Genomic DNA, 26,681 nt, shown 5'->3' with positions numbered 1-26,681 from the left:
GATGTCCGGTTGCTTATTGTGAAGACAGCAGCTGCTGAATTGCGGCGATGATCTTGCTTGCGGCTTTGACGGATAGCTGGATCTGCTCGCTCTCGATGTTGCGAGAAACTTGCTGCTGCGTATTCTCGTTCTTGCGTGCATAAAGCGCGTAGGTATTTTTCTTCATCGTCTCGAAGATCTTGCGTTCCTCGGGAGTCCTGATCTGCGCTTCATACCGGTTAAACATCTGTTCGACGGGCAGCGGGATCGGGCGCATGAACGCATTGTTGGGGTTGAGCGCCTGTTTGGCATCCGCCAGCATGTAGTTTTCAACATCTCCAAATGCCTTGGTGATGTTGCCGCCAACCTCCTTGAGACCGGTCGGGGGTTCTGCCCGAACGGGTGCTATTGTTGTCGGAAAGGCTATGGCCATGGTTTTCCCCTATCGGTTTGCGCCTGTTTTGCCGTCGAGCAAGGTGCCGAGTGCTTTCTGGCACTCGGTGGTGACCAGGCGCGTGGCTTCGATTGCTGATTTTGAATCAATGAGACGCTCTTCCAGATAGGCCGTGCCCAGCCTGACGGCCCGTTTCAGCTGGCCATCCTGCTGGAGGAGGTAGAGGTGGAAGGCCAGGGCCTCATCGCGGTTTTTCTCGGCGTCAAAGGCACCGCAGGTTTCCAGCAGCGAAAGAGCAGCCTGCTTTTTCCCAATGGAGAAAAGATACATCGATTCAACGATGAAAGCGGCGGCATTGTTGGGGCGCTGTTGCTGTACCAGTTTGAGAATCGGGAGCGCCTGCTCACCTATTCCCGTTTTGACCGCCAGCGATGCGATGTTGCCGAGAATGTAGAGGTCATCATCGCTATAGCTCATGGTAGGGGTCGTCATTCAACCTCAATCCTTTTGTTGTGCCCATCCAGGTCAACGGTCAGCGCATGCTCCTCGACGCTGACCAGAGTGGCATTGTCGTTGATCTGCTGACCCGGTCTGATGATCGTGTTGTCATTGAGAAGAACATATGGAAATACGCCGCTCCAAAGCCCGCTGATCTGTTTCTTGATTGCAGCAATCTGGTCGGCGTCATCGTGGTCGAACACAACCTTGGTGATGCCGCTGACATCACCTTCGAGCGTTGTGATGATCTTCTGCTGGGCGTCGGTCTCTTGCGGACCTTTCAGTGTGACAACGCCCAGATTTACGGAGGCAAGTTCCGCCTTGCTGCGCATGTTCGAAAGCGAGGTTTCGACGGCGGTGGCGATATCGCTGTCGAGGATGATGTCGGGCGCCAGCGGCAGGTTCAGCGCCGCGAGAGCCTCATTGGCGTTGTCGCGGGCGTTCTCGTCGGGTACGTGCACTGTGAACGACCATACACCGTTGATATCTGTGAGGTCGGCGGGTGGCAGCCCCATATTGGTCAAGGTCTCCTGCAGAGCGCTTTCAGTTACCGATTGCGTCTGAGGTGCCCCCGGCTGGTTTTGGGCCGCAACCGGCGTCGAGGCTACAGGCGGGGAACCGGTTTCGATTGCGCTCATATGTGTTGGCGAAGCAGGCGGCGAGGCCGGGTTATTGCTTGCCGGCGAAGAGCTGATGAGCAGGGTAATGCCGCAGGCAACGCCAAGGCCGGCAAAGGTGGGAAGAAGCCATTTCAGCAACTTTGAAGACAGTGCACGGCGCGCCGATGAGATCGGTGACGCCGCCGCGTTCGCCGTCGCGATGCCGCTGAATGTTATCGTGATGCCGTCAATGCCAAGCCTGTCTTCGCCCGAGCAGTTGATCCATTCTTCTGCCCTCAGAAAGACGGGCTCCTGCCCCTCCTGGTTCCGGTCAAGGAAGGCGTTTGCCGTCGGCGCCAGCATCAGCGAAAGCAGACTGGCCTCTACACGAAAAGTCAGGTGTTGTTCCTGGACTTCTTCGTCCAGCAGAACGATGTCGCAATCCAGGCCGGAGCCAAGGCTCGACAGCCCGTCCTCTATCGAGAACAGCCGGTCCTCCAGGCCTTCCTTGCTGACGCGTGCGAGTATCATCGTTTCCACTTCTTCCAGGGTGACCCCGTCTATGCTCTGCGATCTGCGGAGCTTTCAGATGGAGCGCTATGGTCTTGTCGCCTACTCGGGCTGAAGCTTCAGAACCTGATCCAGCAGGCTTGCCGCGCGTTCCAGCATATTGATTGCTATTAGATGCTCGCTGGGGTCTCCTCCAGAGTTACTAATTCGAGAAATTTCACGCGTAATAAATCCCTTGCGTGTTTCAATGTATTTCTCGATCGTCTGGAGCCCACCAAGTGATCCCTTGAATATGATATCGTCAAAATCGATATCTTTATTGGCAAACAGATCATCTTTAGACATGTTATATTCCGTGCTTGTTTATCATATGCATTATATCAACATTTTTACTATAGTTGATTCAATATTTTCGATTTTGAAAATGATTAATGATCTGTAATATTGGCTCTGCGGTCTGGGTGCCAGAGGGGGGCGTCAGGCTGGCTGCCGGGCTCCTTTCTTTTGTGGCGGTGCGCCGCCGTGAAAGAAGGGGAGCCTTGCATGAGCGTTCCATTTTTGCTTCCAGTCTTTCGGGTTAAGGCCTCAGTTGGGGCGGTGCGCCTGTTGTTGTTTCAGGTGGCGCAGGGCGTTTGGATCAGGGGGGCAGATGGCTGACATGGCGCGCGGGTTTTGGCGCGCGGGTTTTGCGGTCAACTCAGGCTCTCGGAAAGAATAAGTTCGGCCGAGGCTTTCTCGCTGAAGAGTTTGCGCAGACTGTTGCCATGTGGGATGTAGAGGCCGAGCGGGACAAACACTTTTGACGATGACAGCGGCAGGAACTTGATCTCTTCTCCGTTGGGGCTGGAGGGCAGGAGCGAGCGCGGAACCAGAGCCGGCAGGTTGCTCTTTTCCAGACAGCTTCTCAAAACACTGGTGGAGCCGATTTCGGTGAAGTTCATGGACAGGTGGTTGGCGGCGCGGAGCCTGCTGTAGACCTGTTGCAATGTCTGTGGGCAGATACCGGAAAAGATAATTGTGTTTTCAGGAATGTATTCCCAGTCGATGTCGCGCGCCTTGCTCAAGGCTGATTCGTCTGAATGTCGCGGCAGGGCAAGAACCATTTCGATCTGGCCAAGGGAAATGAATTCGCCATGTTTGGGTTTAACATCACCGTCGAGCAGGGCGATGCAGTCCTGGCGGTCTTCAAGTGCGTTGATGATGTCTCGCCAGCTTCCCTGCTCGATCATCAGTCGCATCTGCTGTTCATTTTGCAGGACTTCGTTCAGCCAGGTCGCCGACACGATGTCAACATAGGGTGACTGAATGAGGATCTTTTGCTTTTTCAGCTTGCGGTCCTCGGAAAGAAGCGTCGAGAGCGCCTCGTCATAGACGGTTAGAGCCCGGACGAACACATCATAGGCTTCCTGTCCCTTTTCGGTCAGTATGGCGCGTCTATTTTTCCCGTTTCGAACAAATAACTCTTTTCCAACGGTCGATTCAATTTCATCTATAATGCTGGCTGCTGCGGGCTGCGTAATAAATGCGTTCTTTGCGCCCTCGGAAAAGCTTCCGGAGTCGACAACTGTTACGAATACCCACATTTTTTTGATACTTATTGTATTCATCGGTATCCTCCGACTTGTTATATGCGCGATATAATCGGCAAAAGACCTGAAGAAATTGCCCTTTCATATTGGACATCGGCAGCTTTTACAGAAATAATGGGCGAAATCGTGATCGAAATTGAACTAAAAAGTGTGCAATACATCACGAAATGATCGAAAAGCTGCCGCTTGCCCAGTCGTCTTATTATTTTGTAACAGGCATATCTGTCGAACTGCATGGGCGAGCCTTGTGGTTCGGCCCCTCGGTCAGGTCTGACTGATTGCAAGGGCGAAGGAGAGGGTAGCGCGCCCGGCCTTACCGTCGGCTTCTGGATGTGCAGCGGCAAAGGCGCATCTGATTGCTTGGTCGCCTCTGCGGTGCGCGCCCGAAACGAGCGGCTCCTCCGTAGGGGCGAAGATACAGGCCAGTCGGAGCGAAATAAACTCATCGTCGCAGCGGGCCTATCGGTAAGTATTTGTTTTTGCGTGTTTCCCTTCTCCCCGCATATCTTTTCTGCCAGTCTGGTCCCGGGTGTTGGCTGTCGTTGAAATGGTGGTCTCTGCGCCTTCGATGCGGTGGCTTTCTCGCCGGGGCTATGCTGAACATGACGCATTGGTGGGCTGCATCTCGATAGAGCCGAGGTCGTGGCAGGCCGATCATATTCGGGTGCCGATCCGGTGCATCCGTCGTCTCGATATTGTCGTTGATGGCGCTGTTCCGGGCGCGGGGGATGCTCTTGCTTTCGCCGTTCTCGTGGTCACGCATCGTCTTATCTCCGTTTGTGAATGGTGACGATAGAATTCGTCTAATTGCTGAAATTGCGATACTGAATTCAGTTTTTTTGAAATGATGGGGCGACGCTTGCGCCGACGATCATTTGTATGCGGGCAGGATACTGCCGCAGTTCCCGTGCTGTGCAGATGTGCTGCTGCAGTCAGCTTACATGCTCTCATTTCAACGTGACGTGTCGGGCATTTCTCTATGGTTGTAGGTGCCGGGCGATCGGGTTTGCTCGCAGTGCACGCCATGCATGGAACAAGCGCGCTCAGCGTGATGCAAGTCAGGAGGGTGACAAGTTGTGTCGCGGTGTAAAACCGTGGGTAGTATTTTGTAACTTGGGCATTGCTCGCTGAATACGAATAAAATTTTCCTGAATTTTGAAATAAGTAAAATGAAATTGAACAAAAATAGGGTTTCACTTACCCGTAGGCCGTCAAAATAAATCCCCAACTTGGAGAAATTTATGTCCAATGACGGCAGAACGCGCGACATGCGAGTATCAAAAAGAGCGAATCAGTCGCGTTGGAAGCCGCTGACGGCTGCAATGCTGAGAGGGTCTGTTTCTGCAGCTGCACTGACAATGGCGGCGGTCGGCCTGGGCACGATTGATGAGGCGGCGGCGGGCGAGTGCAGCCCGCGGGATGTCGTCGACTGTCGCGGTTCTGATGGGAAAGGGGAGGCCGGATTTCACTCGGAGCGGCGCAGTGGTGGCCGGGCGGTGTACACCATGCCCGATCTGATTACGTCAGTTGAAACAATCGGCCATACCGTCAATAAAAATGACTCAAATGCATCATATTTGTCATTACATGCTAACTTAATGGTCGATAATGCGGTTACGCCGGTTTCGCTCTCAGATGACAGTTCGGCTGGAGCGCCGATAATGCTTAATGCTCCGGACACTTATGACGGGGATCTGACTTTGGTCATCTCGGGTGCGGACCAGTCTCTGAATGGATCCGAATATATGACAGCCTACACGTTAGGCACGGAAAATATGGGACCAGGATCGCGAACGATCACCGTTTCGAGTTCAACGATCAATCTGGGGGACAGTGCGCCGATCGCCGGTCAGACCCTGTTGCAGGCGGTTACGTCGGAGAGTTCGGCCGTTGGCGACAAGGCTGCCATCGTCATTGGCGGGAACAGCAGGCTCAGCGCGTTCGGTCCGGATGCGACTATCGGCATGGCTAAGGCCTATGGCGCCTCTTCCGCTGAAGTGCATATGAATAGTGGGACGATCATGTCGAAAGGTGATCGTTCGGATTCTGGTTCGCTGCAGGGCAATGCACTGGTCGCTGATGCTCTCGGAAGTGGCTCCGCGCTTGTCTTCATGAGTGATGGGGTTGTCCAGACCGAGGGCGACAACAGCAATGGCCTGGTCTCGCGCACGTCGCAGCAAAGTGAGGTGGGAGCGGTTTCCCGGATCGATTTTTCCCGCGGCCGGATCGAAACCCAGGGGGACGGCTCGAATGGCGCATTTGCGACGGCCTCTGGCAAGGGCGATGTCATCATCATCATGGGGGATGATTCCGCAGGTGCCACGATTTCCTCTGTTTCCGTGGCGACCAAGGGCAGTTCAAGTGCAGCGCTCTATGCTCAGGCAAAAGGCCAGGCAAATGCCTGGATTGAACTTCAGGGCGGCAGTGTCACCACTCTGGGTGATAATTCAACCGGGTTAAGGGCTTCGGTTGAAGACGCCAGCGATGCGGGCGATGCCATTGTCCAGATAACGGGTGGACGGGTTTCGACCTATGGGGATACGCAAACCACTGATGGCGGTGGTGCCTATGCCGCGTCGGCCTATAATCTAGGCAGCGGCGATGCGATCATCACCATGGATGACAAGGATGGGGACCGCGCCTTCACAACCTCTGGCACCAATTCGGACGGGCTTTTCGCGCTGACCAAGGGGGACGGGCTTGCCCGTGTCCTGATGCGCGACGGTGTCATCGTGACGGGTGGTGACGGAGCGGACGGCATATCCGCCATAACGGAAGGCAGCATGGGGGCGGCGCAAATCGTGATGTCGGGCGGTTCGGTCACCACGCATGGCGATCACGCCAATGGCTTGCAGGTCAAGGTTTCGGCGGCGAGCCCGCTTGGCACTGCGAGCATCTCCTACCGGGGCGGGACGATCACCACGACCGGAAATGGCTCAAATGGCATCTATGCCGAGACCGGTAATTCCGGACCCAATGAAATCTATCTGCAAAACGATGCAGCAAAGGGCGAGGTCGTCGCCACGCAGGGGGATGATGCCGCTGGTGTCTACGTCCATCACAACGGCGGCGGCCTTATCAAGATCGAGGCTCCGCAGGTCGATATACGTACGTCGGGGGAACGTTCTGCCGGTATCAAGGCGGATGCCAGCGGCTATACCGGAATTGATGCGCAGCTTGCTGCGGCGGCGATTGAGACCGAGGGGGATCAGTCCAGCGGTATCGACCTTGCCAGCACTGGCGGTCCTGTCAATCTGGTTATTGGCAAAAATGATCAGGGCGGCGTCGCCGATATCCGCACGCATGGTGCGCAAAGTCGTGGCATTGACGTGAGTGCTGTTGGTCATGCCAACGTCAAGGTCGCGATGGATGGCGGATCAATCGCCACGAGCGGCGATGGCGCCGATGGCATTCATGTCCTCCATGATGGACAGACTGCTGGCGGCCGTGTGGATATTGCTTTTCAGGATGGCTTCATCGCCACCTCAGGGGCGGCGGCTGACGGGATCAGCTTTGTCTCGAACGATAGCGCCGGAGTTGACAGCATCACCGTGGGCAATCGTGACGGGCAGGGCAATCCCGTTGTCTCCGTGTCAGGTGCGGGTTCCCTTGGTCTGACAGGTTACGCAAACACGGATGACCGGCCCGATATGACCGGGATAACGCAGATCTCGGTTCTCAGCGGTGAGGTAAGCGCAACCGGTGAGGCGCAGGCCGCAATCGGCTTCAGGCAAACGCCGGAGGGGTCGACGTCACTTTACGGTGGAATTGAAATCGGAACATACGGCACGATCGACGGCAGCAAATCCAGCCGCCATTATGCCATCTGGAACGGTGCGGAGCGCGCCGACAGCTATGTTTCCGTCACCAACTCAGGCACCATCAAAGGTGACAGCATGCTCGGCGCGGGTAAATCCCGGTTCAACCTGCGCAACGGTGTGGTCTCGGGCAATATTTATGGTGACTATGATCCGCAAGGCCCGGGCGAGCAATATCAGGATACTGACAGCTTTTACTGGACTGGCGGACTGCTTCAGGGCAATTTTTACGGCCAGGGCGGCAATGATCTGGCCGAGATCTATGTTGGCAATGTCGATGGTTTCTCCGATGTGATCTTCGATGGCGGCGAGGACGGTGAGGGCGGTCAGCAAAGCGATGCGATGCGCCTCATGAGTGTCAGTGATGTCGATGATATCGCTTTCGTCTCGACGGTAAATGACGGTCTTGTCGGTGCCAATATCATCAACTGGGAGACGTTTACCGCCGATAATGCCGATCTGACCTTTACCGATAACGAGCTGGACCTTGATGGCTATTCCGGCGGCAATCCGAACGGCTTTGGCGACTTCACACTTAAGAACAATTCCACCGTTCGGGTCGGACAGGCGGGGGATTTCGATCTTTTCGGCAATCTCAACATAGCCGATGCGGGCAGCACCTTCTTTTCCATCGGCTCCGGCAGGACCAGAATTTACGGTGATGTTACCAATAGCGGTACCCTGTCGATGCAGGATGGTGCTGCCGACGGCCGGTTGGCGATTGGCGGCAACTATTCGGCCAATGACGGCAGGCTTGCCGTGGATGTCGATTTCGGCGCAAGCCAGGGTGATCTCACAACCATTGGCGGCGGTATTGACGGCAATACCAAAATCGAGGTTGCCGACCTTGGCAGTCCGGCAGTGCCGGCTCCTGTTCTTCTGGTCAATCATGCCGATAATTCAGAAGTCGACAGCAGCCATTTCTCACTTGGATATAAGGGTGAGATCGCGTCGGGCAAATATTCCTATCAACTGTCCAGTGATCCGGGCAATGGTCTGGATCCGGGGCTGTATCTTGTCCCCGAACAGACGGGTGATGAGCAGCCTTCCCTTCAACCTTACCTGCCGGTCTATGAAGCCTATATGCCTGTTCTCATGGAAATGTCACGGCTGCCGACCCTGCGTCAGCGTACCGGTCAGCGACAGGGCTATGAGATGGCTGGCGCTGTCGATCCGGGAACACTTCCGGCATCCGATGGCATCTGGCTGCGGATGGTTGGCGGGCGCAGCCATGTCAATCCAGCCTCCAGTGCAACGGGCTATGACTATGATCTTTCGCAATTCGAAACCCAGCTGGGGGTGGACGGTCTGTTTTATGATGGTGCCGAAGGTGTTCTGCGTGCTGGCGTGACCGGGCAATACCGCCTGGCGACGGCCCGTGTGGGGTCGCAATACGGTGCCGGTGACATGCTGCCATCAGGTTATGGCATCGGTGCCAACCTCACCTGGTACGGGACCAATGGTTTTTATGCCGATGCCCAGACCGAAACCACCTTCTATACGAGCAATCTCAAGACCGACGATCTGTCGCGCCATGTGAATGGGACCGATGCAACGGCCGTCGCGCTTTCGCTGGAGGCCGGACGCCAGTTTGATCTCGACAGCGGTTTCGCGCTGACCCCGCAGGGCCAGCTATCCTACACCAATGTCGGGGCGGATGATTTCACCGGCGCTTATCAGGACAGTGTGGATTTCAAGAATGCCGAAAGCCTGCTCGCCCGCATGGGGCTTGCGCTTGAAAAGAACAATGTCTGGCTGGATGAAAGCGGTTTTGCCCGCAATACCAATGTCTACGGTATCGCCAATCTCTATTACGAGTTTCTCGGTGACAGCGAAGTTGTTCTTGCCGGTGACGACAGTGTCAGCAAATCGAACCGCTGGACCGGAGAAATCGGCTTCGGTACATCCTATGGCTGGAAAACCGAGAATATCGACTATGCGCTTTACGCCGAAGTGAGAGCGTCAACTGCCCTGGCCGATTTCGGTGACAGCTATGGTCTCGGTGCCAATGTCGGGCTGAAACTGCGCTGGTAGCAGAAAATCGAATAATGGGAGGGAAGGGGCCGGCGAAATGCCGGCCTCAGGCTGCTGACAAACCTTGCCCCCTTCTCTAACGTCATGCCGGTGCGTGGCCCACAGGCATCCAGCCGCCGCGCGTCCGCGCGACGATAGATGCCACCTATTCAAAGCCTTATGAAACTGGATCCCCGTGACAAGCACGGGGATGACGGCGGAGGGGTATCCCACCTCAACAGACAAGCTGAATGGCTTTGTCAGCAGTCTGGGCCGGCGAAATGCCGGCTTTTCTGTCTGCAACCCTGCTTTTCAAAGCGGAACATGTTGAAGCCCCGTGCTCTTGACTTGATTCAATCTGCATTTGCCTGGAGACTTCGATACCCGATCCTCACCGGAGAAAAGGACTGCCCATGGACCGCGCCCACGATCCGAGCCAGATTGAAATGGTTGTGCTGATGACGCCTGATATGGCGAATTTTTCCGGCAAGGTGCATGGCGGTGCGCTGCTGAACCTTCTGGACCGGGTGGCCTATTCCTGCGCCGCGCGCTTTTCCCAGGTCTATGCCGTCACGCTTTCGGTCGATCAGGTGACCTTTCGTCAACCGATCCATGTGGGGGAACTCGTGACCTTCCGTGCCTCGGTCAATTATGCCGGTCGCACTTCGATGGAAATTGGCATTCGCGTCGAGGCTGAAAACATCCCGACCGGGGAGCGCCGGCACACCAATTCCTGTTATTTCACCATGGTTGCCGTCGATCATTCCGGCAAGCCAACGCCGGTGCCGAAGCTCGATCTCAATTCACCGGAAAAGGAGCGCCGCTGTCGCGAGGCCGAACTGCGCCGTGAGCTGCGCCGTGAATATGAGCACCGCTTCAACACGCTGACCGCTGAGCCGAAGTAAGCCGGAATAGGCTGTAGGTCAGCCATGTTCGAGTATGACGGCGAGAAATGCCTCGCCGTAGCGCTCCAGTTTTGACGGTCCGACGCCGGAAATTTCCAGCATTTCCTCTTCGTCCGATGGGCGTTCCCTCGCCATGGCAACCAGTGTCGTGTCAGGAAAGATGACATAGGGCGGAACGGCATTTTCCTTGGCCAGCACCATGCGGGTGGCGCGCAGTTTCTCAAACAATTCGCCATCCTTCTGATCCAGCGTATCCTTCGCGCCGGACGGGCGGCGGCTGGCTGTGCTGCGCGCCTTGTCGCTTCGGTCCTTGCGAAACTGGACCTGTCGCTCATGCCGGAAAACCGGGCGGGCGGCCTCCGCATCAAGCTTCAGCGCACCATGGGCATCGTGGTCGACATGGATGAAGCCGGCGGCCAGAAGCTGGCGATAGACCGAGCGCCAGACGGTGGCGGAAAGATCGCTGCCAACCCCGAATACCGGCATGTCCGTATGGCCGAAACGGCGGGTCTTGTCGTTTTCAACGCCACGCAGCACATCCACCAGATGACCGGCGCCAAAGCGTTCGCCGGTTCGGTAGATTGCGGCAAGTGCCTTGATGGCAGCCTCCGTGCCGTCCCAGGTTTCAACCGGGGTCAGGCAGGTGTCGCAATTGTCGCAGCGCTCGGGGGCCTTCTCGCCGAAATGGGCGAGAAGCGCTTGACGCCTGCACCCGGCCGTCTCGCAGATCGACAGCAATGCTTCCAGCTTGGCGCGTTCCACCCGCTTGATTTCATCGGGGGCATTGCCCTGATCAATCATCCGGCCGCGCTGGATCACATCGGCCATGCCATAGGCCATCCACACCTCTGATGGCAGGCCGTCGCGGCCCGCGCGTCCGGTTTCCTGGTAATAGGCCTCGACCGAACCCGGCAGATCGAGATGGGCGACATAGCGCACATTGGGCTTGTCGATGCCCATGCCAAAGGCAACGGTGGCGACAAGGCAAAGCTCATCCTCACGGATGAATGCATCCTGATGCCGGTCACGTTGATCCCGGTCCATGCCGGCATGATAGGCAAGCGCGCGGATGCCCTTCGTGTTCAGCCACTCGGCGGTTTCCTCCACCTTGGCGCGCGACAGGCAGTAGACAATGCCGCTTTCGCCCTTGTGTCGTCCGAGAAAACGAAGGAGCTGATCGCGTGGCTGGTTCCGCTCGACAATCTCATAGGAGATGTTCGGCCGGTCGAAGGAGGTGGTGAAGACATCGGCCCCCTGCAGTCCCAGCCGGGCAATGATGTCGTCACGTGTGTGCGGATCGGCGGTCGCGGTCAGCGCGATCCTCGGGATCCCCGGAAAGCTTTCCGCCAGTTCGCTGAGGCGAGCATATTCCGGGCGGAAATCATGCCCCCATTGCGAGACGCAATGGGCTTCGTCAATGGCGATGACCGAGAGTTGCCTGTTTCCGATCAGGGTCTGAAAGCCGGGGGTGAGAACCCGTTCCGGCGTGACATAGAGAAGATCGAGCGCCTCGCCGGCGATGGCGCTGCGGATATCGGCAAATTCGGCCTGGCTGAGGGTCGAGTTGAGCGCGGCGGCCTTGACGCCAAGCCCTTTCAGCGCTTCCACCTGATCGCGCATCAGCGCAATCAATGGCGAGATGACGATACCCAGACCGGAACGGCAAAGGGCGGGGATCTGATAGCAGAGCGATTTTCCCGCACCCGTCGGAAACAGCACCACCGCATCGCCGCCGGCCACCAGCCGGTTGATCACTTCTGCCTGACGGCCACGAAAAGCGGGATAGCCATAGACGTTGCGCAGAATATCCAGCGGTTCGGCAGCGCTTTGGAACAGGGCGGCGGTCTGGTTCGGCATGGGGAGGCTTTCGTTTCTCATGCCGCTATTATGGCACGGGGCGTGGCCGAATGGCGGCGGGATCGCGGTTTATCCACCCCTGATCGCAGGGAAAGGGCCGGGCGAAAACGCAAACGGGATGGAAAGCCATGCCTTCCATCCCGCCTTCATGCATTGCGCAAGTGGTGTGAATTTTACTCGTCGCTCATTTTCAGCGCGGCGATAAAGGCTTCCTGCGGGATTTCCACCTTGCCGAACTGGCGCATGCGCTTCTTGCCGGCCTTCTGCTTTTCCAGAAGCTTGCGCTTGCGGGTTGCGTCACCGCCATAGCATTTGGCCGTCACGTCCTTCCGGAGCGCCGAAATGGTTTCGCGCGCAATCACCGTGCCGCCGATTGCGGCCTGGATCGGGATCTTGAACATGTGCTTCGGGATCAGTTCCTTCAGCTTCTCGCACATGTCGCGGCCGCGTTTTTCTGCCGCCGAGCGGTGTACAAGCATCGACAGTGCATCAACCGGCTCGCCATTGACGAGGATCGACATTTTCACGAGGTTGCCAGCGCGGTAGTCGGCGAGATGATAGTCGAAGGAGGCATAGCCCTTGGAGATCGACTTCAGCCGGTCATAGAAGTCGAACACGACCTCGTTGAGCGGCAGATCATAGGAGAGCATAGCCCGGTTGCCCACATAGGTGAGATCGGTCTGGATGCCGCGCCGATCCTGGCAGAGCTTCAGGATACTGCCGAGATAATCGTCGGGCGTCAGGATCGAGGCCTTGATCCAGGGCTCTCGGATTTCGCTGATTTTGACCACTTCCGGCATGTCTGCCGGATTGTGCAGCTCGATCTCCGAGCCGTCGGTCATGGACATTTCATAGACAACCGATGGCGCCGTGGCGATCAGGTCGAGATCGAACTCGCGTTCCAGGCGTTCCTGAATGATTTCCAGATGCAAAAGTCCGAGAAAGCCGCAGCGGAAGCCGAAGCCGAGGGCGGCGGAGCTTTCCATTTCAAACGAGAAAGATGCATCATTGAGGCGCAGCTTGCCGACGGCAGCGCGCAGATCCTCAAAATCATTGGCATCGACCGGGAACAGGCCGCAGAACACCACCGGCTGGGCCGGTTTGAAGCCGGGCAGCATATGTTCGGTCGGGCGCTTGTCCTCGGTGATCGTGTCGCCGACACGGGTATCAGCCACTTCCTTGATCGAGGCGGTGATCACGCCGATCTCGCCGGGGCCAAGCTCGTCGACGACCAGCATTTTCGGCGTCAGAACACCGACGCGTTCAACCGGATATTTGGCATCCGTACCCATCATGCGGATGGTCTGGCCCTTTTTCAAAACGCCATCGATGATGCGCACAAGAACCATGACGCCGAGATAGGTGTCATACCAGCTATCGACCAGCAACGCCTTCAGCGGGGCATTCTCGCCCTTTTCCGTCTTTGGCGCAGGCAGGCGGTGAACGATCGCTTCCAGCACATCGTGAATGCCGAGCCCGGTCTTGGCCGAGATCATCACGGCGTCGGAGGCATCAATGCCGATCACATCCTCGATCTGTTCCTTGACGCGCTCGGGTTCGGCTGCGGGCAGGTCGATCTTGTTGAGGACGGTGACCAGTTCGTGATCATTGTCGATCGCCTGATAGACATTGGCGAGCGTCTGGGCTTCGACGCCCTGGCTGGCATCGACCACCAGAAGCGAGCCTTCGCAGGCCGAAAGCGAGCGCGAGACTTCATAGGCGAAGTCGACATGGCCGGGCGTGTCGATCAGGTTCAGCACATAGGTTTCACCATTATCGGCCTTGTAGTGCAGGCGCACGGTCTGGGCCTTGATGGTGATGCCGCGTTCACGCTCGATATCCATGTTATCGAGCACCTGGGCGGACATTTCACGCTCCGCCAGCCCGCCGCATGTCTGAATCAGGCGGTCGGCAAGCGTCGATTTCCCGTGGTCGATATGGGCCACGATGGAAAAGTTGCGGATATGGTCCAGCGGGATGCGATCGTCATTTGTGCTCATGCCCGCGCATATAGCAGCGGATGCGGCGTCTTCAAAGCGAAATTGCGCAGGCGCCGCCGTTGTTCTTCTGGCCCTAACCGCGAGCCAAGCACCTTGCGCTCTCGTAATATAGCCCGCGCGCAATTCATTGAGATCGTCAATCTTGATGATTGCGGGGCTGATGTCTTCGGCGGCGGCATTTCGATGCCGCTGTTGTTTCCAATACAGAGAAACATTTGGTCGAGTGTATTTCTCTATCGAATTTCTTTATGGTTGTATCTGGCGGGGATGAAGGGGGATGAGAATTTGTCCGTTTCACGGTTGTTGCGGTTTGCCGCGGTCTTGCTGAGCGTGCTGTCGGGGCTTGCGTCCACGGTGCATGCCGAGCTTGCCTGGTCCTTCGCCGATCACCCCATCCCTGCCCTTCATGATCTGGACGACGAGACGATGCTCTATGTCTTTTTGTCTCCTGAAGACAGCAATATGGTGCTAGATTGCGGGGACTATTTCGGCCGCTATCTGACGGCTTATGAACGCTATTATCCTGAATTCGCCCGGCAGGGGACGCCTGAGGAGCGGGATCAGGCCTTTCGCGCCGGCGTCGAGGCCTATGGTGATGATTACCTCGTGACCTGTCTGACGTCACCTTATGTGCTGAAGCTCCACAAGGATATCTGGGCGACGCCATTGCGCTTCACCGTGCGTTATTGCGGGCGCTTTGAGGGCGAGCCGGTAACGGATGCGGATCGCTATATGGTTGAGACCATCCGTCGGGTCGAGCGGATTGCCGCGCGTGGATCGGAGGAGGGCCTGTTCAACATGATCCTTCTGGATGGCGAGCCGGACAGAACGGAACTGAACCCCGATCTTCTCTATTTTCTCAAGAAATCGCTGATCGACACGGATTTCGCACGTCAGCGGATGATCCTCGATCCCGGTAGCCGCTTCGGTATCCTGGCCATCAACAGCCCGGATCTGGAGGCCCAGCTTACCCCCAAACGCAAAGCCTTCATCGATGCCGCAGTCAAGCGTGGTGATCTTCGCGCCGTGCTCGATACCACCGGCCCTTGCGGTGATACGGCCTGGCGGGCGGAGTGAGGCGGACATTTCGGGGTATGGGCGGTTGACCGCAATTCTCAAAAATTTGCGCTTGACTCTCATATAGTGGAAATCCATGATCTCATCATGGATGATCTGGATCGCAATTTTGACCACGCCATCGGTGTGAACCTGAAACGGCTGCGCAATCTTCGCAGTCTGACGCTTGACCAGCTGGCGGATGTCTCCGGCGTCAGCCGGGCGATGATTTCGCGGATCGAGCGGGCTGAGGCCTCGCCTTCGGCACTGCTTCTGGCCAAGCTTTGTGCGGCGCTCGGCACGACTTTGTCCGATTTTTTCGCCGATGCCGACCGTCCGGCCGATCCGCTGTCGCGGCACGGTGATCAGCCGGTCTGGCGCGATCCGGAAACGGGCTATATCCGCCGCGCGGTTTCACCGGCAGGCGTCGGGTCTAATGTCGATATCGTTTCGGTCCGCTTTCCCGCCGGTGCGCGCATCTTCTTCCCGCCGGAGCCGGGGTCTGCGGGAACGCGGCAATATCTCTGGGTCCTGGAAGGCGCGCTTGATGTGCGTGTCGGGGATCGGGATTACCGCCTTGAGACCGGCGATTGCCTCTTCATGGACATCGCCATCACTCATGCATTTGAAAATCTGACTGCCGAAGATGTGCGCTACGCCGTGATCATCGAGCGGGGCGCGTGAAGGAAAGGGACCGTCATGACGGCTGAAATTCGTCTTCTCGATGCTGAAACGGCCCTTCAGGCCGTGCCGGGGCTGGTCGCGCTGCTGGAAGACAGTGTGGAGGACAATGCCTCGATGGGCTTTATGGCGCCTTTCGATGTGGTTGCGGCGGAGAGGTTCTGGCGCGAAACGGCCGAAGGGGTCGCCATGGGCAGTCATATCCTGCTGATTGCCGAAGAGGCGGGTGAAATCCTTGGCACGGTTCAGATCGGTTTCGCGCAAAAGCCCAATCAGCCGCATCGCGGTGATCTGATGAAACTGATCGTCATGCGCTCAGCGCGTGGTCGCGGGCTTGCCCGGGCATTGATGGCCGCGGCCGAGGCCGAAAGCGCTGCACGCGGACGTTTTCTTTTGGTGCTGGACACTGCAACCGGCTCGGATGCCGAAGCGATCTATCCCCGGCTCGGCTGGATCCGCGTCGGCACGGTTCCCGATTACGCTCTCTATCCGGCGGGCGGCTATTGCGGCACGACTTTTTTCTACAAGAGGCTTGAGGTTTGACCGGAGTCTTTACGGCGCCCTCCCGCCGGTTCTAGAACCGGCTCAGCACATTTTTAAACAAAAGCAGGGGAGCCATATGCGCGTATTCTATTCAGAAGATCACAAGTTCCGCGATGCAAAGACGGAACTTCACGGCGGAGAGCTTGCAAAACCCTTTGAGGGGCCGTTTCGCGCCGAATGGATCCTGGCCGCCGTGCGCGAAAAGGGCTTTACCGATGTCGCCGCACCCGAACGGTACGACCTGTCGGTGCCGCTGAAACTTCATGATGCCGGCTACGTTGAATTTCTGCAAAAAGCCTGGGCGCTCTGGCGTGATGCTGGCTTCACCACCGAGGCGATCCCGATCTCGCTGCAGGTGCGCCGTTCCGATCACGCCCGCCCGCCGAAAAATATCGACGGCATGCTCGGCTATTATGCCAATTCCTGTGAAACCTCGATTACCGAGGGTACCTGGCGGGCGGTTGCCGCTGCCAAGGATTGTGCGCTCTCTGCCGCCGACTGGCTGGCCGCGTCCAATCGCTTTGCCTTTTCGCTCAGCCGTCCACCCGGTCATCACGCCGGCATTGATCTCTTCGGTGGCTATTGCTTCCTGAACAATGCCGCGATTGCTGCCCAGCGTCTGCTGGACAGAGGCGCGGAAAAAGTGGCGATCCTGGATGTCGATTTTCACCACGGCAATGGCACCCAGGATGTTACCTATGCCCGTGACGATATTTTCTTCGTCTCGCTGCATGGCGAGCCGGAGGATGCCTTTCCTTACTTCTGGGGATTTGCAGAGGAAAAGGGCACCGGCGCTGGTCTCGGCTTCAATGCCAATTTTCCGATGCCGCGCGGAACCGGCTGGCCCGCCTATCGCGAAACGCTGGCACTGGCATTGAAGCGCATCGCCGACTATGGCGCGGATGCGCTTGTCCTGTCGCTTGGCGTCGATACCTTCGAGAAAGATCCGATCTCCTTTTTCAGGCTGGCAACAGACGATTATCTGGAGATGGGGGCGATGATTGCGGGGCTTGGTCTGCCGGTCGCCGTGGTCATGGAGGGCGGTTATGGCGTGGCGGAGATCGGCTATAATGTCGCCAACGTGCTGATCGGGATGGAACAGGGCTCCTAAGGCGCTGGATATGCGCTTATGCCTTGTGCTAGATCTATCTGATAATGGCGCGGGAGATGGAGATTAACGTGAGCTATTCCTATAAGATCGCAGCGCTTTCGGCAGCTGCTACGATTTTCGTATGTCAGGCCGGTGCTGTTTTCGCCATGTCCCCTGTCGGACAGGCCATGCAGCTTTCGGTTGCTGATGGACTCCATACGCGCGTCCAGTCCGGACCGCCCGGTCCCTGCGGCGATGCACCGCTGCCGCCCTGCAATGCGGAAACCGACGATACGCTGCCACCTGTGGATGGCGTTGACGTCAAAGAGGATGATGACGACGGCGATATGCCGGGCGAGCCGGAGGGCACGCTGCTAAAGGAAGTCGAGCAGACACCTCAGGCACAAACGCTGGAAAAGAACCTGCAGGACACCGAGAAGAAAGACGGTAACTGACCGTTAGCTGTAAAAATCCACAATGCGCCGGCCGCCGAAATCGCGGACGGCGAATTGCGTATCGAAAATCGCCTCCAGCACGTCTTCGCGTACAATCTCGTCAGGGGTTCCCCGTGCGAAGAGTTTTCCCTCGCGCATGGCCACCAGCCGGTCGGAATAGGCGGCAGCGAAATTGATGTCATGCACCACAAGAACCACCGTCTTGCCAAATTCGCTGGCCATGCGGCGGATCAGCCGCATGGTGGCGACGGCATGTTTCATGTCGAGATTATTGAGCGGTTCATCAAACAGCATCACATCGGTATCCTGCGCCAGCACCATGGCGAAGAAGGCGCGCTGGCGCTGGCCGCCGGAAAGCTGATCGAGATAGCGATCCGCGAACGGGGTCAGGTCTGTTACAGCCATGGCCCGGGCAACATGGTCGCGGTCTTCGGCCGTCAGGCGGCCGCGTGACCAGGCAAATCGGCCAAATCCGACGAGGTCCTCGACCGTCAGCCGTGCCGCAATGTGATTTTCCTGCCGCATGATCGACAGCATGCGGGCGAGCGCACGATCATCGCTTTCAAAGACATCCAGCCCGCCAACCGTGACCCGGCCGCAATCCGGCTTCATCAGCCGTGCGACGATGGCAAGCAGGGTCGACTTTCCGGCGCCATTCGGCCCGACGATGCTGGTGACGCCCCCTTTGGGGATATCAAGCGTCACATTATCGAGCACCTTCGTTGCGCCGTAGCTCTTGGTGACACCGTCTATGGTGATCATCGCGCCACTCCCTTGAGCAGAAGAAGAATGAAGACGATCCCGCCGGCAAATTCGATGATGATCGAAAGGGCAGAGTTGAAATCGAAGACCCGCTCCAGCAGCGTCTGCCCGCCGACCAGCGTCAGCGCGGCGATCAGTACTGCTGCCGGCAGAACCAGCCGGTGCCTGCCGCCTGGCAGAATGATATAGGCCAGATTGGCGACCAGCAGGCCGAAGAAGGTGACGGGCCCGACCAGCGCAGTCGATACCGAGACCAGGATCGTGACGACGATCAGCGTTGTTGTGACCACCCGATCATGGGCAACGCCAAGACTGATGGCCGTCTCGCGGCCGGTCAGCAGAATATCAAGCTCGGGCAGGAGCCGGAATGCGATCAGCGATGCAGCAAGGATGGCGATAGCCGAAATGCCGAGCAGGCTGCCATCGACACCGTTGAAACTGGCGAAAAACTGATCTTGCAGAACCATGAAATCAGTCGGTTCGATCAGCCTTTGCAGAAAGCTTGCAAGGCTGCGGAACAGGCCGCCGAACAGAATGCCGACCAGCATGACGAGATGCAGGCTGCGTCGCGTTCCGGCAAACAGAAAGCGGAACAATAGCAGCGAGAATATCAGCATTGTCGCTGTTTCGATGAGGAATAGCAGGTTTGGATCCAGTGTGGAAAAACCTGCGGCGCCGAACAGGAAGACCAGCACGGTCTGCAACAGTACATAAAGGGCGTCAAATCCCATAATGGCCGGCGTCAGGATGCGATTGGCAACAACGGTTTGAAACAGCACGGTGGAGACAGCAATGGCATAGGCAACCAGCAGAAGGGCTGCGAGCTTTTCGCCACGGAAGGCCAGCACGAAGGACCATGATCCCTTCGCCCCCAGCGTCATGAACAGGGCGATGGCAATCAAGGTTGCTGCGCCCAGCAAGCTGAGGGTGACAATGGCTCTGAGGCGGCGGATGTCAGCTGGCATGGGCATCCCGTCGAAGCAGAAGATAAAGGAATGTCATCGAGCCGATGATACCCATCATTGTGCCAACCGGAATTTCATAAGGCATGATCAGTATCCGTCCGAGAATATCGCAGGCAAGCACCAGCGCTGCACCGCCAAAGGCGATGATCGGCAGGGTCTTTCGAAGATTGTCACCAAAGATCAGGCTGACGACATTGGGGACGATAAGACCGACAAAGGGAATTGTTCCGACCGTGACCACCACCGAGGCGGAAGTCAGGGCGACGATGGCAAGGCCGGTCAGCATGGCGCGGCGGTAGTTGAGACCGGCGCTGACGGCCACCGCCTCGCCGAGCCCGGCAAGCGTGAAACGGGCGGCTGTGAGATAGGCGAGAATGGCAAGCGCCAGACCGATCCACAAGATCTCGTAGCGGCCGCGCAAGACCATGGAGAAATCGCCATTGGACCAGGCGCCGAGCGATTGCAGCATGTCGAAACGATAGGCGAGAAAGCTCGTCACCGCGCCGATGACACCAGCCAGCATGATGCCTGTCAGCGGCACCATGAGGACTGAACGGGCCGGGATGTGGCGCACCAGCTTCAAAAACAGCGCCGTGCCGGCCATGGCGAAGAGCGCGGCAAAGACCATTTTCCCGATCACCGGCATGTCCGGAAAAATCAACATCGCCGTCAACATGCCAAGGGCTGCCGACTCCGTCGTTCCAGCCGTCGATGGCTCGACGAAACGGTTCTGCGTCAACATCTGCATGATGGTGCCGGCGATTGCCAGGCTGCCACCGGCAAGGATCAGCGCAAGTGTGCGTGGCAGGCGGCTGGCAAGCAGGATCAGTCCTGCGTTGTCGCTGCTGCCAGCCATGAGCGATGACAGCGAAACCGATCCGGCGCCTGTCAATAGACTTGCGGCAATCAGGATCAGGGACAGCGGAAGGATGAGCGAAATTTTGAGCATTGAAGTCAACTATTTTTTTCATCTTATGGACACAAGATGATAACAGGTCAAGAACGGCGACGGCGGATATCGCGGGCCGGGCATGGGGATGTCCGATGGGGCAAGGTACACAAGTGGGGCGCATGCGCCTGATTGGCAGTCTGTCTGCGGGGCAGCTGATCGGTTGGGGGGCCGGTTTTGACATGCTGTCCGTCACAGTGCGGCCCATGGGCGAAGCGCTCGGCATTGCTCAGGATATGTTGTTCGGCGGGCTCACGCTTTTTATGTTGATATTGGCCTTTGCCGGGCCCTCGGTCGGGCGGCTGGTCGCGCGCTATGGTGCCCGTTCCTTTCTATCGCTGGGTGCCATGGTGATGGCGCTGGGGCTTGTTCTGCTGTCAGCATGCCAGGGGCCGGTAGGCTATTTTGCCGCCTGGGCCGTGATCGGGCTTGGCGGGGCCTTTGCGCTTTCCAATCCTGCCTATGCGGCGATTGTCGAGCGGGAAGGGGGCGGTGCGCGACACGCAATCGGGCTGATGATGATTTTCACCGGTATGTCGGCAGGCTTCGCCTGGCCAGCCTTCACCTTTGTCGTTGAAAATGCCGGCTGGCGTATGGCGCTTCTTCTTGGCGCGGGCCTGCTGTTCTTCGTCGCCGCGCCACTCAATTTCTTCGGTCCGGGGCCCCGCCCGGCAGAGACAGCCGCGCAAGGCCGCGAAGCTGCGCGGATGCCCTTATTGCTTCCGGCACGGGAAAAGCGGCGCGCTTTTGTGCTGATCGCCCTGTTCTCAACGGCCTTCAGCATTGTCGGTTTCGGTATTTCACCGTCGCTGATCGAACTCCTTGGCCTTGCTGGTGCAGGCCCGGCGCTTGCGCTGTGGCTTGCGTCCATGCGTTCGTTTCTCAGTATTTCCGCCCGTGCGGCCGATCTTTTCATCGGGCGCAGTGATGATCCGCTGCCGGCAGCCTTTCTAGCCGGTTGCCTGCCGCTGTTGGGAAGCGTGGTCGCTGTCGTCCTCGCGCCGTCCCCGGCTGCTGCCGTCGTCTTCGTGCTGCTTTACGGTTTCGGTTCAGGCATGGGGGCGGTCTCGCGGGCTGTTTTGCCACTCGGTTTCTTTGCACCGGGTGAATATGCGCTGATGGCCGGGCGGATTGCTCTGCCGCAAAATCTTGCAACGGCAGTTGCACCGCTGCTTTTCAGTCTTTGTCTCGCCAGACTGGGTTTCCTTGCCGCCCTTGTCGCCATTTTTTTGCTGACGCTTGTTGCGCTCATGGCCGTCTGGGGGCTTTTCGGGCTCAGGTCACGTGTTGCTGCCGGGGCAGGCACGTAAATGTGAGGTGAAAAGCCGCTCTCCGATCTTGCCTTGTCTGTTTGTTTCAATATGTTGACAAACAAATTCAAGAATAGGAGATGCACCCTTGTCCCAGATGCCGTCTGCCCTCAGCCGCCTCTCTCTTGCGGCGGCCCTTTTGGCCTGCACCGCGCTGCCTTCGTTTGCCGAGATGATTTCAGTCACCCATGCCAGCGGCACGAGTGAGGTGGAGACCGATCCCAAGACCGTGGTGGTCTTTGATCTTGCTTCGCTTGACACGCTGAATGCGCTGGGCGTGAAAGTGGCCGGTGTGCCGACAGCACCTTTGCCGGATGAGCTGAAGCAATATGCCGGTGATGAATATGACAAGGTCGGCTCGCTCTTTGAGCCGGATTATGAGGCGGTCAATGCGCTTCAGCCGGATCTCATCATTGTCGCCGGCCGTTCGCAGCCGAAATATGCGGAGCTGGCGAAGATTGCACCGACCATCGACCTCACCATCGACAATGCGCACTTCCTTGACAGCGTTGAGGCCAATGCCCGCACGCTCGGCCAGATCTTTGATCGCCAGGACGAGGTCGAGGCAAGGATTTCGGCGCTTGAACAATCGGTAAGTGCGCTTCAGGGCCAGACCAGAGACGCTGGAACCGCGCTCGTGCTGCTGACCACGGGCGGCAAGGTTTCCGCTTTCGGGCCTGGTTCGCGTTTCGGCAATGTCTATGATCTCTATGGCTTTGCGGCTGCCGATCCGGGCCTTGATGTCGGCACGCACGGCCAGGCGGTTTCCTTCGAATATATCCTCAAAACCAATCCTGACTGGCTCTATGTGCTTGATCGCGATGCCACCATCGGCCAGACCGGTACCGCGGCTTCGGTACTGCTCGACAATGATCTCGTTGACCAGACCACGGCCTGGCAGAAGGGGCAGGTCATCTATCCCGATGGCGGCCTGCTCTATCTGACAACGGGCGGACTTTATGCGGAACAGGCGCTGGTGGATCAGGTCGCCGCACGGCTTAAGGGTGAGGCAACAGACTGATCGGCAATCATCGCCGACTGTTCACACGGTCAAAAAGGGCGTTGCTGAAGAGCGGCGCCTTTATTGTTTTCTTATATTTTCCGGTGCCTGGAAATGGCCCGTATTCCGTCTGCATCGCCGCCTAGGACGGTTCCACGAGCCGGTATTTTTCCCAGATTCTGATTTGAGGCAGTGCCGGTTTCTTTCGCCAGTTACGGATTGTGATTTCATCTTTCGAACAGACGGGAAACTGATGATGACCGGAAATACCCGAAAAAACATCGCAGGCGCCATGACGCTTGTGCTCGCAACGCTTGCCACCGCCCCGGCCGGGGCGATGCCGCTCGCTGCGGCACCAGATGCAGGAGGTTCTCCGCATGTGGTCAAGGTTCAGTCCAGGGGCGGCTATTGGTACGATGGTCCGCGTTCCGGCTATTGGTATGAAGAGCCGGGCTATTACTATTATGAGGACGACTATTATTATCGTGAACGCCGTCCGCCCCCGCGTGAACGGCGCAGAGACGATGATAACGATGATGATTGGGTGCCTGCTGCCGTGCTGGGCGCTGGTGCATTGATCCTTGGCGGTGTCATCGCAGCGTCGCAAAATGACAAGAACCAGCCTGCCCAGACCACCGTCACAGGCATTAACCCGCGCCACTATGAATGGTGTGCTCAGACCTATCGATCCTATCGCCGGGCCGACAATACATACCAGCCCTATAATGGACAGCGGCAACAATGCTTCTCGCCTTATTATTGAGGCAGCGCAGCAGGGTGCCGGCAGCCGTAGCCGCCGGGGCTTGCCATTCCGGCCGGATTTGCGGCTGGTACATATCTTTTTGACATGGTCATTGTTAAGCCCCGGTTCAGGTCGCTTTTGCTAAGTCAGGACATCGAATGGCGGTCCGGTCGCTTTTGCCGAAACCGGATTTCCGCCGAAGCATTTGTCTCGGATGGACAGGAGTTGGACCATGCCAGGATATGTGAAAAAGGCTTTTGTCGGCGCCGTTTCTGCGGCTCTGGTGGCGGCTGCGACGCTGCCGGTCAATGCCATGCCGATCACGGCGCCGGATCATCGCGGTGCGATTGTGAAAGTACAGGGCCCGCCGCCCGGCCGCGGCTGGCATGGCGGCCCGCCCCCGCGTGGCGGATGGCATGGCGGCCCGCCTCCGCGTGGCGGCTGGCAAGGTGGTCCGCCCCCGCGTGGTGGCTGGGGACCGCCGCCCGGTCCGCCGCCTTATAATGGCTGGGGCTGGAATGGGAATGCATGGGCGCCGCTTGCCGCCATGGGGGCCGGGGCGCTGATCATCGGTGGTGCCATCGCGGCTGGAAATAACAATAATAACAACTATGTATCGCCTGGAAGCAGCATCAATCCGCGCCATTATCAATGGTGTGAGGATCGCTATAAGTCCTATCGGGCTTCTGATAACACCTACCAGCCCTATAACGGGCCGCGCCAGCAGTGCTATTCGCCCTATTACTGATTTGGTATTGTGAACGAGAAGAGCCGGAGCAACGTCTCCGGCTCAGTTTGCTGACGAAGCCTATCCCCTTCTCTGACGTTATGCCTGTGCTTGGTCCACAGGCATCCAGCCGACGCGCGTCCGCGCGGCGAAAAAACTTTTCTATTCAATATCTTGTGAATCTGGATCTCCGTGACAAGCACGGGGATGACGGCGCAGGTGATGGCTATTCCACTCCAAACAGACAAGCTGAATGACTTTGTCAGCCGTCTGAAGCCGGAGCAATGTCTCCGGCTCTTTTGCGTGTGAATAAGCTGGCCGTCGTTGACGGTCCTGCATACGGGAGAGAAATGGTGCAGCGTCTGCTTCTGTGTTAATCCGTGGTTCAGATAGTGTTCGCTAACACGTGTTCCGGTAACGCAAAATCAAGCTGTTTGGGGAACCATGCGCTGACAGATGCGTTGTATCCGGTCGAAGGGAGTATGAAGATGCTCGATTACGTGAAAAAGACCCTTATCGGTGCAGTTGCCGCTGCCTTTCTTGCTGCTGCGACGGTGCCTGCCAGTGCAATGCCTGGCATTGCAGCACCCGTTTCAGGCGATCAGCCAAATATCGTCAAGGTTCAAGGGCCGCCGCCCGGTTATGGCGGCCCCGGTCGCAGGCCGCCGCCCGGTCCGCCGCCGCATGACAACTGGGGCTGGAATGGCAATGCCTGGGTGCCGCTTGCCGCCCTTGGCGCGGGCGCCTTGATTATCGGCGGTGCGGTTGCTGCCGGCAATAACAACAACAACTATGCAACCTCCGGCAACGGCATCAATCCGCGCCATTATCAATGGTGTGAGGATCGCTATAAGTCCTATCGGGCTTCTGATAACACCTATCAGCCCTATAACGGGCCGCGTCAGCAGTGTTATTCGCCCTATTACTGATCGGGCATCCAACCGAAACAAGGCCGGAGCATCGTCTCCGGCCTTTTGCATTTGTCCCTCAGGCAATCTTGGTCAGGCAGGCGACGGCCTCCACATGGGGGCTCCAGAGGAACTGGTCGATCGGTGTAATCTTGTCGATCCGGTAACCGCCGGCGACCAGGATTTCCAGATCGCGGGCAAGCGTTGCCGGATTACAGCTCACCGCGACGATTTTCGGTACGATCGAGCGGGCCAGTTCTTCCGCCTGTTCGCGGGCGCCGGCGCGCGGCGGGTCGAAGACGATGCCATCGAAAATCTTCAGCTCCTGCGGCATTAGCGGCCGGCGGTAGAGATCACGCCGCTCAATGCTGACCGGTTTGAGCCCCTGATGGTTGCGGGCGGCATGGTCTAGCGCTGCAAGCGCGGGAGCACTGGATTCCACCGCATGGACCCGCGCTCTTTGCGCCAGCCGCAGCGCGAATGTGCCAAAGCCGGAAAACAGATCCGCAACCCGTTTCGCCCCGGCAAGATGGTCCAGAACAAGCTGGGCCATCGCGTCCTCGGCCTTGATGCTGGCCTGACTGAAGGCCGCGGGCGGTGGCACCAGCGCCACGCCGTCGATCGAAAGACTGGGCTTGTCGGGTTCGACAAGGATTTCGTCATCGATCGAAAGCCGCGCGATGCCCTTCAGCGTCAGCGCAGCCTTGATGGCCGCCTGACGGCGTTTTTCAGAAGGCTTTTTAAGGCCAGAGAAGGAAATATCGAGGCCGGTCGCCGTTTCCAGAACCGCGATGCGGAAGGGCTCGGCACTGGACGTCAGAATACCTGCAAGAAGTTTAAAGGCTGGAAAACGAGCCACCAGCGATGGCAACAGGACGGGACATTCCTCTATCGCAACGATGTGATGGCTAGACGGACTTGAAAAGCCGAAGACAATGCCTGTTTCCGTTTTTCGCCCGGCAAAGCTGGCACGGCGCCTTTCGCCGGGGGCCGCTTCCACCAGCGGCGCGACGGGACAGTCGATATGCTGGAAGGCAAGGGCATCGGAAACGAGTGCGGTTTTGAAGGCGCGATAGCTGTCTGGTCCCAGATGCTGCAGCGCACAGCCGCCACAGGTGCCGTTCCTGCCATCGGGGCCGAAGTGGCGACAGGCTGGTGCGATGCGCTCCGGCGCGGCCTTTTTCAGGGCCAGCAGCGTGCCGTGGTCCTTGTTGCGGGCGATCATCACCTCTTCGCCCGGCAGGGTGAAGGGGACAAAGACGGGGCCTTTGGCGATGCCATCGCCCTGGCTGCCAAGTTTCTCGATTATTACGGTTTCAGCACCCATTCCG

Annotated in this window: 23 protein-coding genes; 12 read left to right on the top strand and 11 right to left on the bottom strand. The window is 57.9% G+C overall.

From position 1 onward, the window contains the following. Positions 1 to 13 precede the first annotated feature (13 nt). From FJU08_RS16030 to FJU08_RS16010, 5 genes are all read right to left on the bottom strand, one after another. Complete coding sequence (locus FJU08_RS16030; RefSeq protein WP_141150033.1) at positions 14 to 412, bottom strand: hypothetical protein; 399 nt, start codon at positions 410 to 412, stop codon at positions 14 to 16. Between the two features lie 9 nt (positions 413 to 421). Beyond that, complete coding sequence (locus tag FJU08_RS16025; RefSeq protein WP_141150032.1) at positions 422 to 865, bottom strand: hypothetical protein; 444 nt, start codon at positions 863 to 865, stop codon at positions 422 to 424. Further along, entirely contained in the window at positions 862 to 2,001 is a 1,140-nt protein-coding gene (locus FJU08_RS16020; protein ID WP_141150031.1) for a hypothetical protein, read from the bottom strand. Before FJU08_RS16020 ends, FJU08_RS16025 begins: the two co-directional genes overlap by 4 nt. Positions 2,002 to 2,082: 81 nt before the next feature. Further along, the gene (locus FJU08_RS16015; protein ID WP_141150030.1) at positions 2,083 to 2,325 is read right to left on the bottom strand and encodes a hypothetical protein; all 243 of its coding nucleotides are present in this window, start codon (positions 2,323 to 2,325) and stop codon (positions 2,083 to 2,085) included. Positions 2,326 to 2,672: 347 nt separating this feature from the next. After that, complete coding sequence (locus FJU08_RS16010) at positions 2,673 to 3,587, bottom strand: LysR family transcriptional regulator (RefSeq protein ID WP_141150029.1); 915 nt, start codon at positions 3,585 to 3,587, stop codon at positions 2,673 to 2,675. Positions 3,588 to 5,230: 1,643 nt separating this feature from the next. Here FJU08_RS16010 and FJU08_RS16005 point away from each other — a divergent pair. Both FJU08_RS16005 and FJU08_RS16000 read left to right on the top strand, forming a co-directional pair. Next, positions 5,231 to 9,421, top strand: a complete 4,191-nt coding sequence (locus tag FJU08_RS16005; RefSeq protein WP_181409874.1) for an autotransporter outer membrane beta-barrel domain-containing protein — start codon at positions 5,231 to 5,233, stop codon at positions 9,419 to 9,421. A 392-nt stretch (positions 9,422 to 9,813) separates the two neighbouring features. Beyond that, positions 9,814 to 10,305, top strand: a complete 492-nt coding sequence (locus FJU08_RS16000) for an acyl-CoA thioesterase (protein WP_141150027.1) — start codon at positions 9,814 to 9,816, stop codon at positions 10,303 to 10,305. 18 nt (positions 10,306 to 10,323) lie between these two features. On the opposite strand, the gene recQ is transcribed toward FJU08_RS16000, so the two are convergent. Further along, positions 10,324 to 12,162, bottom strand: a complete 1,839-nt coding sequence (gene recQ, locus FJU08_RS15995) for a DNA helicase RecQ (RefSeq protein WP_141150134.1) — start codon at positions 12,160 to 12,162, stop codon at positions 10,324 to 10,326. A 173-nt stretch (positions 12,163 to 12,335) separates the two neighbouring features. Beyond that, a complete protein-coding gene (lepA, locus tag FJU08_RS15990; RefSeq protein ID WP_141150026.1) occupies positions 12,336 to 14,162 on the bottom strand; it encodes a translation elongation factor 4 in 1,827 nt (608 codons plus the stop codon). 285 nt (positions 14,163 to 14,447) lie between these two features. On the opposite strand from lepA, the gene FJU08_RS15985 reads away from it, so the two are divergent. The 5 genes from FJU08_RS15985 to FJU08_RS15965 all read left to right on the top strand — a co-directional run bounded on the left by FJU08_RS15985 (position 14,448) and on the right by FJU08_RS15965 (position 17,987). Beyond that, the gene (locus tag FJU08_RS15985) at positions 14,448 to 15,239 is read left to right on the top strand and encodes a hypothetical protein (RefSeq protein ID WP_141150025.1); all 792 of its coding nucleotides are present in this window, start codon (positions 14,448 to 14,450) and stop codon (positions 15,237 to 15,239) included. A gap of 87 nt (positions 15,240 to 15,326) precedes the next feature. Further along, positions 15,327 to 15,902 carry a helix-turn-helix domain-containing protein gene (locus FJU08_RS15980; protein WP_141150024.1) on the top strand — a complete coding sequence of 192 codons (576 nt, stop codon included), beginning with the start codon at positions 15,327 to 15,329 and terminating at the stop codon, positions 15,900 to 15,902. Positions 15,903 to 15,917: 15 nt separating this feature from the next. After that, a complete protein-coding gene (locus FJU08_RS15975) occupies positions 15,918 to 16,442 on the top strand; it encodes a GNAT family N-acetyltransferase (protein ID WP_141150023.1) in 525 nt (174 codons plus the stop codon). 76 nt (positions 16,443 to 16,518) lie between these two features. After that, a complete protein-coding gene (locus FJU08_RS15970; RefSeq protein WP_141150022.1) occupies positions 16,519 to 17,553 on the top strand; it encodes a histone deacetylase family protein in 1,035 nt (344 codons plus the stop codon). Positions 17,554 to 17,621: 68 nt separating this feature from the next. Further along, positions 17,622 to 17,987 carry a hypothetical protein gene (locus FJU08_RS15965; RefSeq protein WP_141150021.1) on the top strand — a complete coding sequence of 122 codons (366 nt, stop codon included), beginning with the start codon at positions 17,622 to 17,624 and terminating at the stop codon, positions 17,985 to 17,987. A 3-nt stretch (positions 17,988 to 17,990) separates the two neighbouring features. Here FJU08_RS15965 and FJU08_RS15960 read toward each other — a convergent pair whose 3' ends face one another. The 3 genes from FJU08_RS15960 to FJU08_RS15950 are packed head-to-tail and all read right to left on the bottom strand — an operon-like array spanning position 17,991 to position 20,663. Further along, positions 17,991 to 18,749, bottom strand: a complete 759-nt coding sequence (locus FJU08_RS15960; protein WP_141150020.1) for an iron ABC transporter ATP-binding protein — start codon at positions 18,747 to 18,749, stop codon at positions 17,991 to 17,993. Next, positions 18,746 to 19,714, bottom strand: coding sequence for an iron chelate uptake ABC transporter family permease subunit (locus tag FJU08_RS15955; protein ID WP_141150019.1), 969 nt, complete (start codon positions 19,712 to 19,714; stop codon positions 18,746 to 18,748). Before FJU08_RS15955 ends, FJU08_RS15960 begins: the two co-directional genes overlap by 4 nt. Then, positions 19,704 to 20,663, bottom strand: coding sequence for an ABC transporter permease (locus FJU08_RS15950; protein WP_141150018.1), 960 nt, complete (start codon positions 20,661 to 20,663; stop codon positions 19,704 to 19,706). The genes FJU08_RS15955 and FJU08_RS15950 overlap by 11 nt, the downstream gene beginning before the upstream one ends. 122 nt (positions 20,664 to 20,785) lie before the next feature. Here FJU08_RS15950 and FJU08_RS15945 point away from each other — a divergent pair, with 122 nt between their 5' ends. From FJU08_RS15945 to FJU08_RS15925, 5 genes are all read left to right on the top strand, one after another. Continuing rightward, a complete protein-coding gene (locus tag FJU08_RS15945) occupies positions 20,786 to 21,973 on the top strand; it encodes an MFS transporter (RefSeq protein WP_181409873.1) in 1,188 nt (395 codons plus the stop codon). 97 nt (positions 21,974 to 22,070) lie between these two features. Further along, positions 22,071 to 22,994 (top strand): siderophore ABC transporter substrate-binding protein, encoded by a 924-nt coding sequence (locus FJU08_RS15940; RefSeq protein ID WP_141150133.1) that lies wholly within the window; start codon positions 22,071 to 22,073, stop codon positions 22,992 to 22,994. 235 nt (positions 22,995 to 23,229) lie between these two features. After that, entirely contained in the window at positions 23,230 to 23,736 is a 507-nt protein-coding gene (locus FJU08_RS23080) for a BA14K family protein (RefSeq protein WP_235890750.1), read from the top strand. A gap of 211 nt (positions 23,737 to 23,947) precedes the next feature. Further along, positions 23,948 to 24,463: a BA14K family protein gene (locus tag FJU08_RS15930; protein ID WP_141150016.1), complete on the top strand. Its 516-nt coding sequence runs from the start codon at positions 23,948 to 23,950 to the stop codon at positions 24,461 to 24,463. Between the two features lie 467 nt (positions 24,464 to 24,930). Next, a complete protein-coding gene (locus FJU08_RS15925) occupies positions 24,931 to 25,371 on the top strand; it encodes a BA14K family protein (RefSeq protein ID WP_141150015.1) in 441 nt (146 codons plus the stop codon). 58 nt (positions 25,372 to 25,429) lie between these two features. Here FJU08_RS15925 and FJU08_RS15920 read toward each other — a convergent pair whose 3' ends face one another. Next, on the bottom strand, positions 25,430 to 26,677 hold the full coding sequence (locus tag FJU08_RS15920) for a class I SAM-dependent RNA methyltransferase (protein WP_141150014.1): 1,248 nt from the start codon (positions 26,675 to 26,677) through the stop codon (positions 25,430 to 25,432). Between the last annotated feature and the right edge of the window lie 4 nt (positions 26,678 to 26,681).

Origin of the sequence: Martelella alba, from assembly GCF_006516955.1 — a bacterium.
GTDB lineage: Bacteria > Pseudomonadota > Alphaproteobacteria > Rhizobiales > Rhizobiaceae > Martelella > Martelella alba.
This window is presented reverse-complemented; position numbering and strand designations above follow the sequence as displayed.